14 protein-coding genes are annotated in these 18,120 nt (G+C 58.2%); 13 read left to right on the forward strand and 1 reads right to left on the reverse strand.

Translation table 11 applies throughout. From position 1 onward, the window contains the following. Positions 1-158 precede the first annotated feature (158 nt). Positions 159-305 carry a hypothetical protein gene (locus EV660_RS18615; RefSeq protein ID WP_168800670.1) on the reverse strand — a complete coding sequence of 49 codons (147 nt, stop codon included), beginning with the start codon at positions 303-305 and terminating at the stop codon, positions 159-161. A gap of 438 nt (positions 306-743) precedes the next feature. On the opposite strand from EV660_RS18615, the gene EV660_RS18620 reads away from it, so the two are divergent. The 13 genes from EV660_RS18620 (at position 744) to EV660_RS08870 (ending at position 17,960) form a co-directional block, all read left to right on the forward strand. Then, positions 744-2,927, forward strand: coding sequence for a hypothetical protein (locus EV660_RS18620; RefSeq protein WP_157798895.1), 2,184 nt, complete (start codon positions 744-746; stop codon positions 2,925-2,927). Positions 2,928-3,024: 97 nt separating this feature from the next. Next, the gene (locus tag EV660_RS08815; protein WP_071479844.1) at positions 3,025-5,022 is read left to right on the forward strand and encodes a hypothetical protein; all 1,998 of its coding nucleotides are present in this window, start codon (positions 3,025-3,027) and stop codon (positions 5,020-5,022) included. Between the two features lie 29 nt (positions 5,023-5,051). Continuing rightward, on the forward strand, positions 5,052-7,292 hold the full coding sequence (locus EV660_RS08820) for a type I secretion system permease/ATPase (protein ID WP_232727359.1): 2,241 nt from the start codon (positions 5,052-5,054) through the stop codon (positions 7,290-7,292). After that, positions 7,285-8,625, forward strand: a complete 1,341-nt coding sequence (locus tag EV660_RS08825; RefSeq protein WP_071479843.1) for an HlyD family type I secretion periplasmic adaptor subunit — start codon at positions 7,285-7,287, stop codon at positions 8,623-8,625. Before EV660_RS08820 ends, EV660_RS08825 begins: the two co-directional genes overlap by 8 nt. 178 nt (positions 8,626-8,803) lie before the next feature. Continuing rightward, the gene (gene phnD, locus EV660_RS08830; RefSeq protein WP_071479842.1) at positions 8,804-9,751 is read left to right on the forward strand and encodes a phosphate/phosphite/phosphonate ABC transporter substrate-binding protein; all 948 of its coding nucleotides are present in this window, start codon (positions 8,804-8,806) and stop codon (positions 9,749-9,751) included. A 76-nt stretch (positions 9,752-9,827) separates the two neighbouring features. Then, positions 9,828-10,655 carry a phosphonate ABC transporter ATP-binding protein gene (gene phnC / locus EV660_RS08835; protein WP_071479841.1) on the forward strand — a complete coding sequence of 276 codons (828 nt, stop codon included), beginning with the start codon at positions 9,828-9,830 and terminating at the stop codon, positions 10,653-10,655. Positions 10,656-10,693: 38 nt separating this feature from the next. Continuing rightward, the gene (phnE, locus tag EV660_RS08840) at positions 10,694-11,455 is read left to right on the forward strand and encodes a phosphonate ABC transporter, permease protein PhnE (RefSeq protein WP_244927323.1); all 762 of its coding nucleotides are present in this window, start codon (positions 10,694-10,696) and stop codon (positions 11,453-11,455) included. 56 nt (positions 11,456-11,511) lie between these two features. Continuing rightward, positions 11,512-12,264: a phosphonate ABC transporter, permease protein PhnE gene (gene phnE / locus EV660_RS08845; RefSeq protein WP_375781724.1), complete on the forward strand. Its 753-nt coding sequence runs from the start codon at positions 11,512-11,514 to the stop codon at positions 12,262-12,264. 512 nt (positions 12,265-12,776) lie between these two features. Then, positions 12,777-13,724 carry a Bug family tripartite tricarboxylate transporter substrate binding protein gene (locus EV660_RS08850; RefSeq protein ID WP_071481916.1) on the forward strand — a complete coding sequence of 316 codons (948 nt, stop codon included), beginning with the start codon at positions 12,777-12,779 and terminating at the stop codon, positions 13,722-13,724. Positions 13,725-13,806: 82 nt separating this feature from the next. Next, entirely contained in the window at positions 13,807-15,309 is a 1,503-nt protein-coding gene (locus EV660_RS08855; protein ID WP_071479838.1) for a tripartite tricarboxylate transporter permease, read from the forward strand. A 3-nt stretch (positions 15,310-15,312) separates the two neighbouring features. Then, entirely contained in the window at positions 15,313-15,765 is a 453-nt protein-coding gene (locus EV660_RS08860) for a tripartite tricarboxylate transporter TctB family protein (protein ID WP_071479837.1), read from the forward strand. A gap of 26 nt (positions 15,766-15,791) precedes the next feature. After that, the gene (locus EV660_RS08865; RefSeq protein ID WP_071479836.1) at positions 15,792-16,715 is read left to right on the forward strand and encodes a hydroxyacid dehydrogenase; all 924 of its coding nucleotides are present in this window, start codon (positions 15,792-15,794) and stop codon (positions 16,713-16,715) included. Positions 16,716-16,793: 78 nt separating this feature from the next. Then, positions 16,794-17,960, forward strand: a complete 1,167-nt coding sequence (locus EV660_RS08870; protein ID WP_071479835.1) for a mandelate racemase/muconate lactonizing enzyme family protein — start codon at positions 16,794-16,796, stop codon at positions 17,958-17,960. Positions 17,961-18,120: the final 160 nt, after the last annotated feature.

Genomic DNA, 18,120 nt, shown 5'->3' on the forward strand with positions numbered 1-18,120 from the left:
ACTCCACTTGGCTAGGTTCGGGGCTAACCTGACGATGGGCGATTGGTTCCAGAGAAAGTGCGGAAATTTTTTTTGTGGTTTTGAACGACCGGCTGAACGCACGGGGTGGTGATGCAAGGCATAATCAAGAAGCGACATGCGAGTGTCAGAGTTCAAACTCAACCAAGCACCTGAATTGTGGTTGTTATGTCGACCATTTCTGGCGTGACTGTCGGTTGGTTCACAGCCACGTCTTGCGGCGAGATAGAGAGAGAATTCCCCGAATGGAGCACCTGATCCTGAATCAGATGGGCGCAGGGGGACATATAATCCCAGTTTTAGTAACTGGAATAATCTACATAAATTGCAAAGGCTTAAGAAAGATCGCTGCGGACCTAAGACCTACCTAACCCTTTGTCCAACTTTCGAATCTTTGATTTCAGTGTGATACTTCGCAAACCGCTCAATTTTTGGGCGGCTTTGCGTAACGACACATCCATCACAATCGGATGTGCCGCTTTGTGAATTCGCAAGAACGGGCAAGCAGCCGCGAACGCCCAAGGCATCCGCCTTGGCCGCATGCGCCTCTGCGCCTGTAGAAAGGGGGGAGCTGACCGATATGCCAATGCGCCGGGACATCCTGCTGAAGAAATCTTCAACATGAAAGCCCGAAGACTTTGAAATCGCAAATCCTGAAACCCGCCTGACAGTTGTCACTTTTGAGATGATTGGTGACCGGACAGGCGTAGCATGAGGAAAGTCCGATGAGTAATAACAGAAACAACAATTTCATGATTGATGACGTCAATATCGACACCATCAACGCTGATTTCGACACCAATATCCTCGTTGCCAAGGCCGATATCGACCTTGACGTCCAAGCCCAGCAACAAGAAACCGATGTCGACAATACGGTTGTAAACGATCTGTCGCAGGGCCAAGGGCAAGGTCAGGATCAGGGCCAAGGGCAAGGCCAAGGTCAGGATCAGGGCCAAGGCCAAGGCCAAGACCAGGGGCAAGGCCAAGGTCAGGATCAGGGGCAAGGTCAGCACCAAGGTCAGGGGCAGTCCGTTGACCAATCCGGCAACAGCGCCAATGACAATTACAACTCTGTGAATATTGACTTTGGCGGCGGCGAGTGGATCCCGCGCGATGATGACTTCATCGACATTGACCTGAGCGGGAATGCCTCGATGGGTGATGTTCTGGGTGTGGGGGGTGACTATTCGCCCGGCAACGACCTGAACATGAGCGATGTGTTGAACAACCTGACCTTCGGGGATGGCAATAGCAACGCTTTCGCGATCGGTCAGGCGAATAATCTGGTCGATAATGACTTCCTTGACAGCCCGGTCGTGGCCAACAACGCCGATTTCGAACAGAAGGGCAATGCCAATGGCGGCAACGCCAGCGCGTCAGAGGGGATCAATGCCTCATCTGATGGTGCTGCAGGCGGCGGTCATGCCGCTGCAAATGGCGGTGGCGCCACTGGTGGAAAAGCCTTTGGTGGCATGGCAATGGCCAGCACCGATGCCGAAAGTGAGGGCGGTGACAGCGATGCCCATTCGGGCGAAGGTGGCGGTGCGCATACAACGGGCGGTAGCGTCATGGGCATGGCCTCTGGCGATGCAGCGACCAACAGCAACAGCGATGGCGGTAACGGTGGCAGTGCCGATGCCGATTCCGATGCCCGCAATGATGGCAATAGCGATCAGGATGGCAGCGCTTCAGGTGGTGACAGCGGCGATGCGCTGGCGGTAGGGGTCGGCCTTGGGGTCGGTCTTGCCGGGTCACAGTCGAATGCCTCGGATGCAGCAGGCGGTGATGCGGGTGCCGATGGCGTCGGTCTGGGCCTTGGCCTGTCCGGTGCGGGTGCGCTGGCTGGCGGCGGCACTGGCGGCGCCTCGGATGCCGAAGCGGATGCGGATGCAAGCGCAGATGCTGAAACCGATTCCAATTCCGGAAATGGTGGCGCGGGCGGTGATGCAGGCGCGCTGGGTCTGGGCGTAGGGCTGGCTGATGCCGATAGCGAGGCTGACAGCGCCGCAAATGGCGGTGGTGCCGGGTCTGCCGCGGGTGCGCTGGGTATTCTTGCCGCAGCGCTGTCCTTTGCCGACGGGGGCGATGCCGGAAGCGGCGCAACCTCGGGCGATCCGATCGCCACTGGCACTGGTAATGGCACTGGCAATTCCACGGCGGGCGATGGTGGCGACACTGGGTCATCTGCGGGCGATGCTGATGCAGCAGCAGATGCTTTGGCCGATGCCACCAGCATTGGCGGCATGGGCACGGGCGGCCTTGCAGATGCCGACTCTGCCGGGACCGGCACTGGGTCGGGTTCAGGTGGCCATGCGTCAGGCGGTCAGGCGTCAAACAGCTCCGGATCGGGCGCAGGTGCGGACGGTGCCGGGCATGGCGGCGCTGGGGCCGGCAGTGGTGACGGCGGTCTGGCACAGGTCTTTGCCACCAGCGATATCGACGGCAGTGCAGACAGCATGGCTGACGCGATTGCAGGCTATGGCGGCAATGGCTGGTCTGATGACGATGCCATCAACAACACCAGCGTTTCCGGCACTGCATCAACAACCGGCGGCGTAGGTGGCAGCTCGGGCTATGCAAATGCGGCCGGCGGCGGCGGCGGTGACATCATGGGCGGCGGCGCGCTTGGTGGGGCCGGAACAGTCGGCGATGCCATCGGCGGTATGGGCGGCAACGCCACCACCGGCGCGGGCGGCATGGGTGGCAATGCCGGGTCCTGGGGCTCGGGCAATGGTGACGACGGTTATGTAACCGGTGAATCCTACGCCTCGGCCGCCGCAGCGGTCAACACCACGGCCTTCAACCAGAATATCGTCATGGGTGCCAATGTACTTGGCAACTCGGTCGATATGACGGTTGTGGGTGGCTCTCTCAGCTCCAGCATCGTTGGCCACGACGATCTGAGCTGATCGCAAACGCTTCGAACCGGGGCTGGTTTCCGGCCCCGGTTTTCAATTTTTCATCACCAACTCAAGTGCGTCGCCGACAAAATCAGGGACAAGCATCATGGCATTGGACCGTATCAGCGAAGAGATCGCACATTTCATTGGCTTGTTTCATCTTGAAACTGAAGCGGCAAAACTGCGCATCGAATACCAGTCCTTTCGGCTTTCGCGCGACAACCCCGAACTGGACCCGCTGTATGAAGACCCGTTTTATGGCCGCGCCTCTTTGCCCGAAAGCAGTGTCAAGACAGGTTTGAAAAGCACCAAGGCACAGGGCGAATCCGGCACCTCTGGCGCTGCGGTGGGCCCTATGAATCTTCCCCCAAAACCCTTGGATACGCCGGAAATCTATCACTCCACCCCTGAACAGACGATCATTCCTATGCCTTGGTTCGGGAGTATTGTCGTCATCGGGCATTCCTTTGAGATTATCCCGAACTCCATTGTTTTGATGGTCAAACAGACCGCGTTTCTAAGTGACAATGATCTTCTGCTCTTTGATGGAAGCGCCAGTTTTACAGACCCTGCCTTGCTGTTGGCGCAGCTTGTTGAACTGGGCGGATTTGCCCGCTCACTCAGCCTTGTTGACCCGTGGGTATGGAGCCCCGAAGACGGGACGGTCTACGACTCTGCGTTGCAGATGACGATGTCCTTGGCCGAGGTCGAGTTGCCCGCCTATGACGGCTTGGACGTGGCCTTTTTGCGCGGCGAAGCTGCCGAGGGCATCTTCATCAATGGCCAGCAGGCTGAAGAGATGCCCATAGTCACGGAACTGATGCCGCAATTCCTGCAACCCAAGGAGGACGACGAGGAGGAGGCGACGATAACTGAACGCGACCTTCCGCCTGATGGCATAACACAGTATGACCCCACCCCATTTGGCGTTGACCCCGGTCACCATGTGGTCACTGGCGGCAATCGGGTCGTCAATGAAACTGTGCTCAAGGCGGTCTGGGTCGATGCGCCAGTGATCGCTGTGTCTCAGAATGTGCTGCGCCTTGATGTGATCTCTCAAGTCAATGTGCGGGTGGAGTCAGCCCTGCTGCCAGATCAGGCCACGGCCGCGCCATCCAAATCCCTGAATGTTGCACAGTTGGAAAATTACAGCTCCTGGGCGGATGAAGAGGGGCAAGCCCATGGCCATAGTGGTGGTTCGGCTGGTCTGCCTGCTTTCTGGAATGTCACCCGGCTGGAAGGCGACCTGGTAATGATGAACTGGGTGCAACAGCATATTTTCGCCACCGATTACGACCGCGTGGAAGTGACCTTCTCGGGCGCGGCGACCTATATCGGCACGGGCGAGAACACTGTTTTCAACGAGACGCTGATCCTGAACCTTGGGTTTCACTATGATCTGATCATGGTCGGCGGCAGCATGGTCACGCTGAACCAGATTTCCCAGATCAATGTAATGCTGGATCAGGACGTCGTGTCTGGCGCGGTCCCCGAAGGCGCCAATCTGCATGCAGGTGATAATCTGCAACTGAACATGGCGACGATCGCGACCACGGGAATAGATAGTCAGGTGGCGCAAAAGGACAATTTTGCCAAAGCGCTGGATGACCTGAAGGCAGGCGGCAAAACCCTGTCCGCTGATGTGGCGCGCGACAACATCTTTGCCGGAAAGGAGATGCTATCGGTCCTGTATATTGATGGCGACCTGATCCAGACCAATGTGATCGAGCAGGTCAATTATCTGGGCGATTCCGATCAGATTCATTTCATCAAGGATATGTTCAGCACTGCTGCAGGGCCTGATGTCACAGTCACCAGCGGTTCCAACGCACAGATCAATGCGGCCAAGATCATTTCAGAGGGCATGGATTCCATCGTCATGGCTGGCGGAGAGGTTTATAGCGACGCGCTGATTTATCAGGTTGGCTTGATAGATGACAGCGCAGCGCCAACCGGCGTGCAATTAGGTGCACTGGCGAACGAGGCCGTGGCCTTTCTGGCTGATGACATGATCTCGCCTGCGCCCGAGCATGATTTTGGAACCGTAAGTCAAAGCGAGGGCAGCCCCGTCCCTGTGGATATTATGCAGACAATGCTTGCCTGAACCGCCATTGATTGGAGCAAAGTTTCACCGTGAACAAATCCAATGACAACTGGAACGACTTCAAATCGGTGCGCACCCGCAAGCGCCCGGATGACGGCACGCAGCCGCTGCGCCTGACATGGGATCAACGGGTTCTAGACACCGCTTCCCCCGATGCACAACCCCAGAGCAACGCGGCCTTGACGGGTCAGGGTGCAGTTTCGGCACCTGAAAGCACAGATAAAGGGACAACTGGGTCCGGGTCTGCGCGCCTGAGACTGGATATTCCGAAAACGCCGCGGGATACTGCCAGACCAGAAGCATCACCCGACAAATCCCCTTCGCCCAATGCCAAAGCGGCCTCGCAACCCCCGCCGCAAACGAGGATGCGCAGCAGCGCCAGCCCGCTTCCGGGCCGGACGATAGAAGGCAAGGCAGGCGGCCCGGAAATGCCCGGCCCCCGCGCGCCAGGGGCGGGAAATGCCGGTGGCGGTGGACGCAATGGCAATGGTTCGGACGGGACGAAGTTTCACAAACGTCTTGGGCCAGAGGATTTTCAGCAAAGCCTGAAAAAAGGGATCCGCGTCGTCTGGCGCAACCTGAGCATGGTCATGCTGATGACTTGCGCCACCAATATCCTGATCCTTGCGATCCCGATCTACCTTTTCCAGATCTCGGACCGGGTGCTGACCAGCCGCTCTATCGACACGCTGATCATGCTGACTGTCGTGATTGTCGGGGCCGTGGTGTTGCAGGCAGTGTTCGACGCGGTGCGCCGCTTCATGCTGATGCGCACGGCGGTCGAGGTTGCAACCCGGCTGGGTGCCCCGGTGCTGAGTGCCGCTGCCGCCGCTTCGCTGAACGGGTCGGGGCGCGAGTATCAGACCCTTGGTGATCTGCAACAGCTGCGCGGATTTCTGGTGTCAGGCACGTTGATTTCCTTCCTGGACGTTCCCTTTGCGCCTTTGTTTATCCTGGTGATTTTTCTGATCCACCCGCATCTTGGTATGATCGTTGTATGCACCGCGCTGGTGTTGCTGGTCGTGGCGCTGATCAACCAGCGCGTGACCGCCAAACCCTTTGCCGAAGCGAATTTGGCACAAGCCAAGGCGAACATGCATCTCGATTCCATGTCGCGCAACAGCCAGATCATCAATGCGATGGCCATGATCCCCGAAGCGGTGACGATCTGGGGCCGCGACACGGCGGCCTCGCTGATCGCGCAGGTGCGCGCGCAGGATCGCAACATTATCAGCGCATCCATCAGCCGGGCTGTACGGATGCTGACGCAGGTGGGAATGCTGGGTTGGGGGGCCTATCTGGCGATTGACGGGCAGATCACAGGCGGCATGGTCATTGCGGCCTCTATCATCGCGGGGCGCGCGCTGGCCCCGATCGAAGGGTCTATCGAGGGGTGGAACGGGTTCATTCTCTCGCGTGCGGCATATGGACGGGTTGCGGCTTTGCTGCGCAATTCCCGGCTGCAATTCGAACGTCTGTGGCTGCCCGAACCCAAGGGGCAGTTGAATGTAGAGCGGCTGCTATATGTTCCCGGCGGCACCAAGCAGGTCATCCTGAACGGAATATCTTTTGCTCTGAACCCCGGCGATTCACTCGCCGTGATCGGAAACTCTGGCGCTGGCAAGACCACGCTGGGCAAGATGCTGGTCGGCTCTATCCTGCCCACATCTGGCAATGTTCGGCTGGACCTGATGGACCTGCGCAACTGGGACCCGCGGCAACTGGGCGAGAATATTGGCTATCTGCCGCAGGACGTGCAGCTTTTCCCCGGCACCATCAAGGAAAACATTGGCCGAATGCGCGATGACGCAACCGATGAACAGATTCACCATGCGGCCGTTCTGGCCGATGTGCACGAAATGATCGCCAGCCTGCCGCAAGGGTATGAGACGATGGTTGCGGCCGACGGCTCCCCTTTGTCGGGCGGGCAAAAGCAACGGATCGCCCTGGCGCGGGCCTTTTTCGGCAATCCGCGTCTGGTCGTGCTGGACGAGCCGAATTCCAACCTCGATACGGCGGGCGACAAGGCGCTGGCGCGCGCCATAGAACACGCGCGGAAGGAAAGAATTACGGTCGTCGTGATCACGCAGAAACCATCACTGCTGAGCGTGGTCGACAAGATCATGTTGCTGGCCAATGGCGGGATCGCTCTGTTCGGGCATCGTGACCACGTCATGGCGCAGCTTCACCCGGCTTCGAAGCAGCCATCTGGTACCGGCCCCGCAAGCCTAGGAAAAAACGCGCAGGGAGGCGCTCTCGGACATGTCTGATCTCATCGCCACCCCCCGAAATAGCGACTGGTATCAAGAGGTGCCCCGCTCAATCGGCAAACAGGCCGTCTTTGGGATTATCCTGCTATTCGTGACATTCGGTGGTTTTGGTGCCTGGGCCATGCTGGCCCCGCTGGCGGCGGCTGTCATCGCGCAGGGCAGTTTCGTTGCAACCGGGCAGAACAAGATTGTCCAGCATCTGGAAGGGGGCATCATTTCGGACATTCTGGTGCAGGAAGGCGACCGTGTTACCGAAGGTCAGATCATGCTGACATTGGACCAGACGCTTGCGCTTGCGACCAATCGTGAACTGGCGCTGCGTCGTATCCGGCTGGAAGCGACACAGGCGCGGCTTGTGGCCGAACATGAACACCACGACAGCCTGACCTTCCCTGCGCATCTTGAATCTGACAGTGCCGACCCTGAAGTGGCGATGATCCTTCATGGGCAATCTCTGGCCTTTCAGGCGGCAGTGGCCAGCCTTGCCAATGATGTCAGCGTAATCAGCCGCAATCTGGAGGCGCTGGATATCCGCATGACGGGCTATGGAATCCAACTGAACGCGACCCGCAGTCAGCTTGCCTTGCTGAGCGAAGAACTGAAAACGAAGTCTCGGTTGCTTGAAAGCGGACTGTCGCGGCGTAGCGAAACACTGGCTTTGCGCCGCGCCATCTTGGAGGCTGAAGGCCAGATCGGACGGCTGGAAGCCGAAATTGCCGAACTGACCGAAATGCGCGCTAAGTTTGAAGCGCAAGTTACCAAAACCCGCGATGAATACAGCCGCAATGCGTTGACACACTTGCAGACCATCGAGAGTGAGCTTGAAAGCGTGCGCGAACATCAGCGTAAATCTTCAAATATTCTGGACCGCACGCATGTGATTGCCCCTGTCGCGGGCACTGTGGTGCGCCTGTATTACCACACGACCGGCGGTGTTGTTGAATCCGGGCGCCCAATCGTGGAGATACTGCCAGCCGATGCCCCGCTGATCATCGAATTGCTGGTCCCGCGCACCAATATCGACAGTGTCAGCATTGGGCAGCACGCAACGGTTCGGATGACAGGGCTGAACCAGCGGACCACCCCGGTACTGAACGGAACGGTCGAACATGTCTCGGCCGACGCGATTTCAGACGCCCCGAATGGCGCGCGCCGCGAAGTCTATCTTGCGCGTGTCACAGTCCCTCTGGAAGAGATGCAGCGCATTCAGGGCTTCACTCCGACACCGGGCATGCCAGCCGAGGTCATGATTCAGACAGAAAAACGGACATTTGCCCAATATCTGGCAAAACCGGTCATGGACAGCATGACACGCGCCTTCAGAGAGGAATAGGCGGCTAGGGTCGTCTGTCGTCCGATTGTAACGGAAAGGTGCTGCATGCGCTGTTCTGTAAACTGAAATGTCATGTTCGCAGCGCGCTTCGTCATCAAACCTTCGCGCAAATGTCACCTCGCTGTCATGCAAAGTAACTAGGCCCACGGTCATGCAAGTTACCTGAAAGGAACACGACATGACTGCAAGGCTTCTTTCGACAGTGGCGCTTGGTGTTGCGCTGGCCCTTCCGGCGGGCGCGTTCAATCTTGACCCGCGCTTTACCGATGCAGACGGCGATCTGATTGCCGATATTCCTACAGATGAAAGCGAATGGGTCGATCCGGCGGTTCTGGTTTTCGCCTATACTCCGGTTGAAGATCCGGCGGTGTATGAAGATGTCTGGGCCGAATTTCTGGACCATATGTCAGACGTCACCGGCAAGCCCATCCAGTTTTTCCCTGTCCAGTCGAATGCAGCCCAGCTTGAGGCGATGCGCGCAGGACGCCTGCATGTTGCGGCTGTAAACACTGGCGGCAATCCTATTGCCGTGGCCTGTGCAGGGTTCCGCCCCTTCGCCATGATGGCGGCAGAAGATGGCTCCTTCGGGTATGAGATGGAGATCATCACCTATCCCGGATCGGGCATTGAAACACTGGAAGACCTTGACGGCCGCCAGCTTGCCTTCACATCCGAGACGTCGAATTCCGGCTTTAAGGCCCCGCAGGCTTTGCTGGAATCCGAATTCGGTCTGCTGGTTGACGAAAACTACACCCCGGCCTTCTCGGGTGGTCATGACAACTCTATCCTTGGTGTGGCAAATCAGGACTATGACGCGGCTGCCATCGCAAATTCGGTCCTGACACGGATGGAAGCGCGCGGTGTCGTCAGCCGCGATGATCTGGTGACAATCTACAAATCCGACACATTCCCGACCTCGGGCTACGGCACGGTGTATAACCTTCACCCCGAGTTGCAGGAAAAGATTCAGGACGCTTTCTTCAGCTTTGAATGGGAAGGCACAGGGCTGGAACGTGAATTTGGCGCGCAGAATGAAAGCCAGTTCATCCCCATCACCTTTCAGGAAAACTGGGCAGTCATCCGCCAGATCGATGCAGCAATGGGTGTGACCTATACCTGCAACTAAGTTTTCCAATGACTGCAAGGATGGCAGGCAGAACCCTTGGTCTGCCTGCCAAACCGTGAACCGGAAAGGGCTGGACATGCTTCGGATCGAAGGTCTGACAAAGACCTACAAGACAGGGGACAGGGCGCTGTCAGATGTGTCTTTTGAGGTTCCACAGGGGCAGGTTGTCGGGCTGATCGGCCCGTCAGGGGCAGGGAAGTCCACACTGATCCGTTGCATCAACCGGCTGGTTGAACCCACGTCCGGCAATGTGCTGCTGAATGACATGAACCTGCCGATGATGCGCACGGCGGAACTGCGCCGCGCACGCCGTCGCATTGGTATGATCTTTCAGGAATATGCGCTGGTTGAGCGGTTGACCGTTATGGAGAATGTTCTGTCCGGGCGGTTGGGCTATGTCGGCTTCTGGCGCAGCTTCATGCGCCGCTATCCTGCCGCCGATATTGCAAATGCGTTCCGTCTGCTGGACCGCGTTGGCCTGCTGCAACATGCGGACAAGCGCGCCGATGCACTGTCGGGCGGGCAGCGGCAGCGGGTGGGAATTGCACGCGCGCTGGCGCAGGACCCCGAATTGCTGCTGATCGACGAACCGACCGCCAGCCTTGACCCCAAAACCAGCCGCCAGATCATGCGGCTTATTGTCGAAATCTGCCGCGAACGCGGGTTGCCTGCGATCATCAATATCCATGACGTTGTTCTGGCACAGCAATTCTCGGACCGGATCATCGGGTTGCAAGCCGGGCGCGTGGTGTTTGACGGCCCGCCCTCTGGCCTGACCGAAGGGGTGCTGACTCAGATTTATGGGGAAGAGGATTGGACCGCCATGCGCAACGGCGCGGCCGAGGATGCCGAGGCAGAGGCGGAAGATAAAGCACAGGCTGAAAAGATGCTGAGGGCATTATGAGCGCAGCCTATCCAACAATATGGCGCAAGCCACCGCAGATGATCCAGGCGCGCGGGTTGCGCATTGCGCTGGCCGTGGGTGCGGTTGTCTATCTGGTGCTGGCCATCGGCACGATTGACGTGAACTGGACGCGCGTCATCGCCGGGATGGAGCGCGCGCAGCGCTTTGTTGCGGGCTTTCTGCAACCCGATTTCACCACCCGCTGGCGCGACATTTCTAACGGGCTGATGGAAAGCCTGACCATGACCTTCACCTCGACAGTGGTGGGGGTTGCGATCTCCATTCCCATCGGCGTAGGGGCTGCGCGCAATGTGGCCCCGCGTGCGGTGTATCTGGTCTGTCGCAGTATTATCGCCATCAGCCGCGCGTTGCAGGAAATTATCGTGGCTATCTTCTTCGTTGCCCTGTTCGGCTTTGGGGCGTTTGCAGGGTTCCTGACGCTGACCTTTGCCACCATTGGCTTCATCGGCAAACTGCTGGCTGAAGACATTGAGGATATTGACGAAGCACAGGCCGAAGCAATCCGCGCGACTGGCGCAAGCTGGGTGCAACTGATCAATTACGCCATTCAGCCGCAGGTCATGCCGCGCCTGATCGGGCTGTCACTGTACCGTCTGGATATCAATTTCCGCGAATCCGCAGTGATCGGGATCGTTGGCGCGGGTGGGATTGGCGCGGCGCTGAACACCTCGCTGTCGCGCTACGAGTATTCCAGCGCGGGCGCGATCCTGCTGATCATCATCGCCATTGTGATGATGGCCGAATACTCCTCAGGCTATTTGCGAAAGTGGGTAAAATGAGCGTGGCATCTGTTGAAGCGCCCGTATGGGCACACCGCACGCCAAGGAAACGCCTGATGCTTTGGGCCGGCTGGCTGGCCTGCGTGGCCCTGTTCGTGTGGTGTTGGGAACGCATGACGCAACGCACAATCTGGGCCTTTGTCTGGGACGCGCCGAATGCCGCCGCCGATATTGCCAGCCGCGCCTTCCCCCCGCGCTGGTCCTATATGGAACGACTTTGGGCGCCGCTGTGGGATACAATTAATATCGCCACACTGGGCACGCTTCTGGGCATAGCAATGGCGGTTCCGCTGGCATTTCTTGCCGCCAGCAACACCACACCATCGCGCTTGGTCCTGCGCCCTGCTGCGTTGTTTGTGATCGTGGCCACGCGGTCGATCAATTCGCTGATCTGGGCGCTTTTGCTGGTGTCCATTCTTGGGCCGGGCATACTGGCAGGTATTCTGGCCATTGCGCTGCGGTCCATCGGGTTCATTGGAAAGCTTCTGTATGAAGCGATTGAGGAAACCGATATCCGCCAAGTCGAGGCGGTTACCGCGACAGGGGCCTCTCAGGGCCAGATCCTGACCTATGGGATTGTGCCTCAGGTGCTGCCCAGTTTCTATGGCATCAGCGTGTTTCGGTGGGATATCAACATCCGTGAAAGCGCCATTCTTGGATTGGTAGGCGCAGGCGGGATAGGGGCGCAGTTGAATTCGAGCCTGAACATGCTGGCCTGGCCACAGGTGATGCTGATCATACTGGTCATTCTTGGCACGGTTGTTGTCAGCGAATGGGTTTCGGCCAAGGTGCGGCACGCGATTATCTGACGGGGTTATCGGCACGAAACAGGGCTAAAACCATCGGGATTTCGGACGGTTGGCAGCGTTGCAAGTCTGCGACAGGTCCGACTCCGCCTGGTGTTTGCCGCTCGACACAAGATACCCGACGACTGCTTGGAGGGCGTTGCAGTCTTTGAGCAGCGCGGTATCGAGGCCGAAGGCCGCCGCGACTCAAAGGGCCGCCCCCACGGCACGGCGATTGGGCTGCCACCAGCGCAACGATCTGATCTTTCAAGGGCTTGGCCAGCATAAAGCGCTACAGATTCAATCGCGCATCGCCGCACCGCGGCCCGACGCTACGCGGCTTTTCATCCGGCCTCGCAATGTCTGCAAAGTCCCGCATAGCCGCCTCTCGTGAAAGCACCGCATGTGGCGCGAGAACCATTCGTCAGGTGGCGAACGCTAAGGTGATTCAGCTTCCCAGAAATATATTGAAACTATAAACTTTATATGTTTCACTTCGCATCATGGGGGTTTCCCCATTCATGGGAGGAGAAATCATGTCACTTAAATCGGCATCGTCGAAAGGATTGTTCGTTGGGGTGGTCGCGGCTTTTGCAGCCAGCGCACCTGTGCTTGCACAGGATTTCCCAAGCCGTGCGATCGAATACATCATTCCATTTGACCCAGGCGGGGAATCAGATATCACCGCGCGCCTGCAAGAGCCGCTGATGCAGGAAGCACTTGGCGTGAACGTCAATGTCCGCCACCAACCCGGCGGCGGCGGTGCGGTGGCATGGAGTGATTTTCAATCCAATGCCGAACCAGACGGGCATGAGATTATCGGTATCAATACTCCGCATATCGTGGCGCAGCCCATCCAGCGTGCAGATGCAGGCTACACGACCGATGGATTCGACATCATTACATGGTTCCACCTGACACCCCATGTGGTGGTGGTGCGGGCCGATAGCCCGTTTGAAACCCTTGAAGACCTGATTGAATTCGCGGGCGAAAACCCGCAATCGCTGACCATGGGCGGAAGCGGCACCTTCACGGGCAATCATCTTGAAACACTGCGCCTGATGGAGCTTGCCGATATCCGTGTCACCTACATTCCCTTTACCGGAACGGGCCCGCTTCCTGCGGCAATCCTTGGCGGGCATGTTGGTGCCGTGATGTCCAACGCGACGCTGGCCGTTGAAATGGGTGACAATGTTCGCGTGCTGGCCGTTGCATCGGAAGAACGCCTTGAGACATTGCCAGATGTCCCGACCTTCCTTGAATTGGGCTATGATGTGGTCGGGGGCACCTATCGCGGTGTGGCTGTGCCAAACGGCACACCCGCAGACCGCGTGGAAATGCTTGCAGATCTTTTCGCCCAGATGAATGAAACACTTGGCGAGCGTCAGATCCCGATGGGCTATCAGATGACAGATATTCGCGGGCAGGACGCAATCGACCTGATGACCCGTATGCGCGAGCAGTATGGCGACTTTCTGAACTAAGCTACGTGCCGCCCCATCCGGCAACGCCGGGTGGGGCGGCTTTGCGCTTTCCGGGCGTTCCCATACCCAAAAGGTGACTCCAATGGAGATTCTGATCGCAGCGGCGGCGGCCGTTTTGCAACCGCATATGCTTGTCATTATTCTGCTTGGCGTGACCGCTGGCCTGTTTGTGGGTGCCCTGCCGGGGCTGACGGCCACAATGGCGCTGGCCCTGATGCTGCCCTTCACCTTTTCGCTTGAAGCGCTGGAAGGGCTTGTTGCCCTCGGTGCCGTGTATATGGGCACGATATACGGAGGTGCCTTTACTGCGATCCTGATCAATACGCCCGGCACACCGTCTTCAATTGCGACCACATTTGACGGCCATCCGATGGCCAAGCAAGGCCGCGCTTTGGAAGCTATCAGCGTTGCGACAATTGCATCTGTGATTGGCGGTGTGGTTGGGGTTGCCTTTTTGCTGATTGCCGCGCCACCGCTGGCGCAACTGGCGCTTAGATTCGGGCCTGCCGAAATGTTCTGGGTGGCAATCCTTGGGCTGACTCTGATCGGGTCGCTTGCAACCGGGTCATTGCTCAAGGGCCTGCTGGGCGGCGCGATCGGCCTGCTGATCGGGACAATCGGCATCTCGCCTGTTGGCGGTGAAAGCCGCTTCACCTTTGGCTGGCCGCCGCTTCAGGGCGGAATTTCCTTGATCGTCGCGTTGATCGGGCTGTTTGTCATTCCCGAACTCTTGCTGATGATCCGGCGCGGACATGCCACACTTGAAACCCCGGCGGATCTGGGGCGATCGCGGTTTCAATTCGGTGCCGCCCTGCGCACCGTTCTGGCCAAGCCGGGCAACCTGATCCGCTCTTGCGCGATCGGGCAGGTCATCGCAATCATACCGGGGGCAGGCGGTTCGATCACATCACTGGTTGCATATAACGAAGCAAAGCGCTGGTCGAAATCGCCCGAGACATTCGGAAAGGGCAACCCGGAGGGGGTGGTTGCCTCTGAATCCAGTAACAATGTCATGGTCGCGGGGTCTATGGTGCCATTGCTGACGCTGGGGATTCCCGGTGCCCCGCCAGATGCCATCATTCTGGGGGTTATGCTGCTGCATGGCCTGCGGCCGGGCTTGGATCTCTTTACGCAGACAGGTGTGCTTGCAAACGGGTTCATCATTTCTATGGGTCTGGCGGCGCTTATGCTTATTCCCGTGGGGCTTCTGGGTGGGCGATTGATCTACAAGACAATCCTGCGCACGCCGCATTATTATCTGGTGCCCACAATTCTCATCATCACCATTCTCGGCACCTATGCGCTGCGCAACAACATCATTGATGTTGCCCTGATGCTTGGGCTTGGGGTTGTCGGCTTCGTTATTCGAGGCTTGGGGTTAGGGGCTGCACCCATTGTTCTTGGCCTGATCCTGGGGACCATCGCGGAACAGGGGTATGTGCAATCCATTCTTGGGGGTATGGCGCTGGATTTTCCGCAAATGCGGCTGTTCGTGAACCCGCTCAGTCAAGTGTTGATTGCCATAATCGTGTTGGTGATCGGCTGGGCCGCCTGGCCTCAGAACCTGCGGCGCAAGAAGGATTAAGCCATGCAAATCCGTATCAACACAGAACTCTACGGTGGCCTGTTCGGCATGGCCCTGGCGGCGATTTTCTGGTTCAACAAGGGCAATATGGGCTTTCTCAGCGCGGTCTTTCCGGATGCTGTGCTGATCATTCTGGCCACAGTATCAGGGCTTTTAATCTTGCGCGGCCTGATCGCTGGGGAACCCACATTGCTCGATGTTAGTGGGGCCGGGCATGTGATTTCGGGGGTTGCGATCATGGCGCTTTGGTGGCTGGGCATTCGGTATGTGGGCTTTGTAACCACGTCTGTCCCGCTCTTCGTGGCGCTGGCCCTGATGATGAAGCGGCGCGAAGGCCCCCTTAGCTGGCGTGATGTCATAATCACTGTAATCGTTGCCACAGTCGTCGCGGGGGGCTTTTTCTGGGTATTCACCGAAGTGCTGGGCATCCGTCCGTTCCGCGCACCGCTTCTGTGACAGCTTTCAAAACATAAGGAAAAACTATGGCCCATGTGGTGATTTCAGAATTCATGGACGAGCCTGCGGTAAACTGGCTGCGCGAGCGTCACACTGTGACCTATGACCCCAGCCTTGTAGATGATCCTGCGCGCCTGCGGCAGGTTTGCGCTGAAGCACATGGTTTGATTGTGCGAAACCGCACGCAGGTGGACCGTGCCTTGTTTGACGCCGCGCCGGCCTTGCGCGTTGTCGGGCGGCTGGGTGTCGGGCTTGATAACATCGACACATCTTTCGCAGAGGCGCGCCAGATTGCAGTCTTCCCCGCAACCGGAGGCAATGTCGTGTCAGTGGCGGAATATGTCATCACGGCCATTCTTGTCCTGCGCCGCGCGGCGTGGATGGGCACATCAGATGTTCTGGCCGGAAAATGGCCGCGCCAGTCCATGATCGGGCTTGAATGTGATGGTGCCAGCCTTGGGCTTGTCGGATACGGCGCCATTGCGCAAGCAACCGCAGAGCGTGCGCGCGCATTCGGAATGAAGATCCTTGCCTATGACCCTTTTCTGCCCGCCGATCACCCGGCTTGGGAAACGGCCGAACGGCATGAATCGCTCTCAACGCTTCTGCCCGTTGCAGATGCCGTCAGCCTGCACGTGCCCCTGACCGATGCGACACGCGGGCTTCTTGATGACGCGGGCATCGCGGCCATGAAGCCGGGGGCAGTGCTGATCAATACCTCGCGCGGGAATATCGTGGATGAAGGCGCATTGGCCAAGGCGCTGCATTCAGGGCATCTGCGTGGGGCCGCGATGGATGTTTTTGCACAAGAACCCCTGCCTGCCGATACTGCGCTTGCCGGTGCGCCTAATCTTATTGCGACCCCCCATGTTGCGGGTGTCACAGTGGAATCGAACACCCGCATAAGCTGGATCACTGTGAAGAATGTCGCGCAACATCTGGAGTCGTGAGCGACCCACTGCGCGATCTGCAATCTTGTGTCGTGCCAGCGGTCGGGCCTGCGACCGGACTTTCAAAAGGAAATACCCATGCGCATTGTTGAAATCCGCCAGAATGTGGCGTCCATCTCATCCAACATTGCCAATGCCTATATCGACTTCTCAAAGATGACCTGTTCGGTTGTCGCCGTCATCACTGATGTCATGCGCGATGGTAAACCGGTTATCGGATACGGGTATCACTCCAATGGCCGATACGATGTCGAGGGGCTATTGACCAAGCGGTTCCTGCCTCGCCTGAGCGAAGCCGACCCCGATAGCCTGCTGGATGAGACGGGGCAGAACCTTGACCCGTTCCGCATTTGGGACACGCTGATGAAAAACGAGAAACCCGGCGGCCATGGCGAGCGGTCTGTGGCGGTTGGGGCCATTGATATGGCGGTTTGGGACGCTGTGGCAAAGATTGCAGATGTCCCCCTCTGGAAGCTTTTGGCAGATCGGTATCGTGGTGGCGTGGCGGATGAAAAGGTGTGGATCTATGCTGCGGGCGGCTATTACTATCCGGGCAAGGATAACCGCGCGCTGCAAGACGAAATGCGCAGCTATCTTGACCGTGGCTACCGGGTAGTGAAAATGAAAATAGGGGGTGCCTCTCTCGATACCGACATTGCCCGGATAGAATCCGTTCTTGAAGTTGTCGGCACGGGCCGCAACCTTTGCGTTGATGCAAATGGTCGCTTCGACCTGGAGACGGCAATTGCGTATGGCGAGGCGTTCCAGCAATATGATTTATTCTGGTACGAAGAGGCCGGAGATCCGCTGGACTATGCCTTGCAGGCCGAGGTCTCGCGCCATTATTCCAATCCTATGGCAACAGGGGAAAACCTGTTCTCGCATCAGGACGCGCGCAATCTGTTGCGCCACGGCGGCATGAACCCGGATCGTGACTGGCTGCAATTCGACTGTTCCCTCAGCTATGGGCTGGTCGAATATCTGCGCACGCTTGATGTGGCCCAAAGCCTTGGCTGGTCTTCGCGCCGGGTCGTGCCGCATGGCGGGCACCAACTCTCGCTCAACATGGCCGCGGGGCTGCATCTGGGGGGCAATGAAAGCTACCCGGATGTTTTCCGGCCCTATAACGGCTTTGCCGATGATATACCAATCGAGGATGGCTATGTTCGCCTGCCGGACACGCCCGGCATAGGGTTTGAACGGCGCGCCGAGTTGCTTGCCGATCTCAGGCGGTTGCTGGAGTGAAAATGACCAATGCCTAGCCGTGCAACCGACATAGCGGCGCTTCCGGGCTGGGGCTCTCGTCCCGCCCATGATTGAGGCGCGGACTATCCTCGGAAACCGATCTTGAGCACGACACAGCGCAACTCGCTGAATGCACCCGGTAGGCTTTGGGGCGCTATCA

Origin of the sequence: Roseinatronobacter bogoriensis DSM 18756 (genome assembly GCF_004366635.1) — a bacterium.
In the GTDB taxonomy this organism is placed as follows: Bacteria; Pseudomonadota; Alphaproteobacteria; order Rhodobacterales; family Rhodobacteraceae; genus Roseinatronobacter; species Roseinatronobacter bogoriensis.

Bases quoted from the DNA above. Each gene is read 5' to 3' on its own strand.
- phnE (WP_244927323.1), top strand. From the start codon at position 10,694: ATGATCCAGGCGCGCGGGTTGCGCATTGCGCTGGCCGTGGGTGCGGTT.
- EV660_RS08850 (WP_071481916.1), top strand. From the start codon at position 12,777: ATGTCACTTAAATCGGCATCGTCGAAAGGATTGTTCGTTGGGGTGGTC.
- phnE (WP_375781724.1), top strand. From the start codon at position 11,512: ATGCTTTGGGCCGGCTGGCTGGCCTGCGTGGCCCTGTTCGTGTGGTGT.
- EV660_RS08855 (WP_071479838.1), top strand. From the start codon at position 13,807: ATGGAGATTCTGATCGCAGCGGCGGCGGCCGTTTTGCAACCGCATATG.
- EV660_RS08815 (WP_071479844.1), top strand. From the start codon at position 3,025: ATGGCATTGGACCGTATCAGCGAAGAGATCGCACATTTCATTGGCTTG.
- EV660_RS18615 (WP_168800670.1), bottom strand. From the start codon at position 305: ATGTCCCCCTGCGCCCATCTGATTCAGGATCAGGTGCTCCATTCGGGG.
- EV660_RS08865 (WP_071479836.1), top strand. From the start codon at position 15,792: ATGGCCCATGTGGTGATTTCAGAATTCATGGACGAGCCTGCGGTAAAC.
- phnD (WP_071479842.1), top strand. From the start codon at position 8,804: ATGACTGCAAGGCTTCTTTCGACAGTGGCGCTTGGTGTTGCGCTGGCC.
- EV660_RS08825 (WP_071479843.1), top strand. From the start codon at position 7,285: ATGTCTGATCTCATCGCCACCCCCCGAAATAGCGACTGGTATCAAGAG.
- phnC (WP_071479841.1), top strand. From the start codon at position 9,828: ATGCTTCGGATCGAAGGTCTGACAAAGACCTACAAGACAGGGGACAGG.
- EV660_RS18620 (WP_157798895.1), top strand. From the start codon at position 744: ATGAGTAATAACAGAAACAACAATTTCATGATTGATGACGTCAATATC.
- EV660_RS08860 (WP_071479837.1), top strand. From the start codon at position 15,313: ATGCAAATCCGTATCAACACAGAACTCTACGGTGGCCTGTTCGGCATG.
- EV660_RS08870 (WP_071479835.1), top strand. From the start codon at position 16,794: ATGCGCATTGTTGAAATCCGCCAGAATGTGGCGTCCATCTCATCCAAC.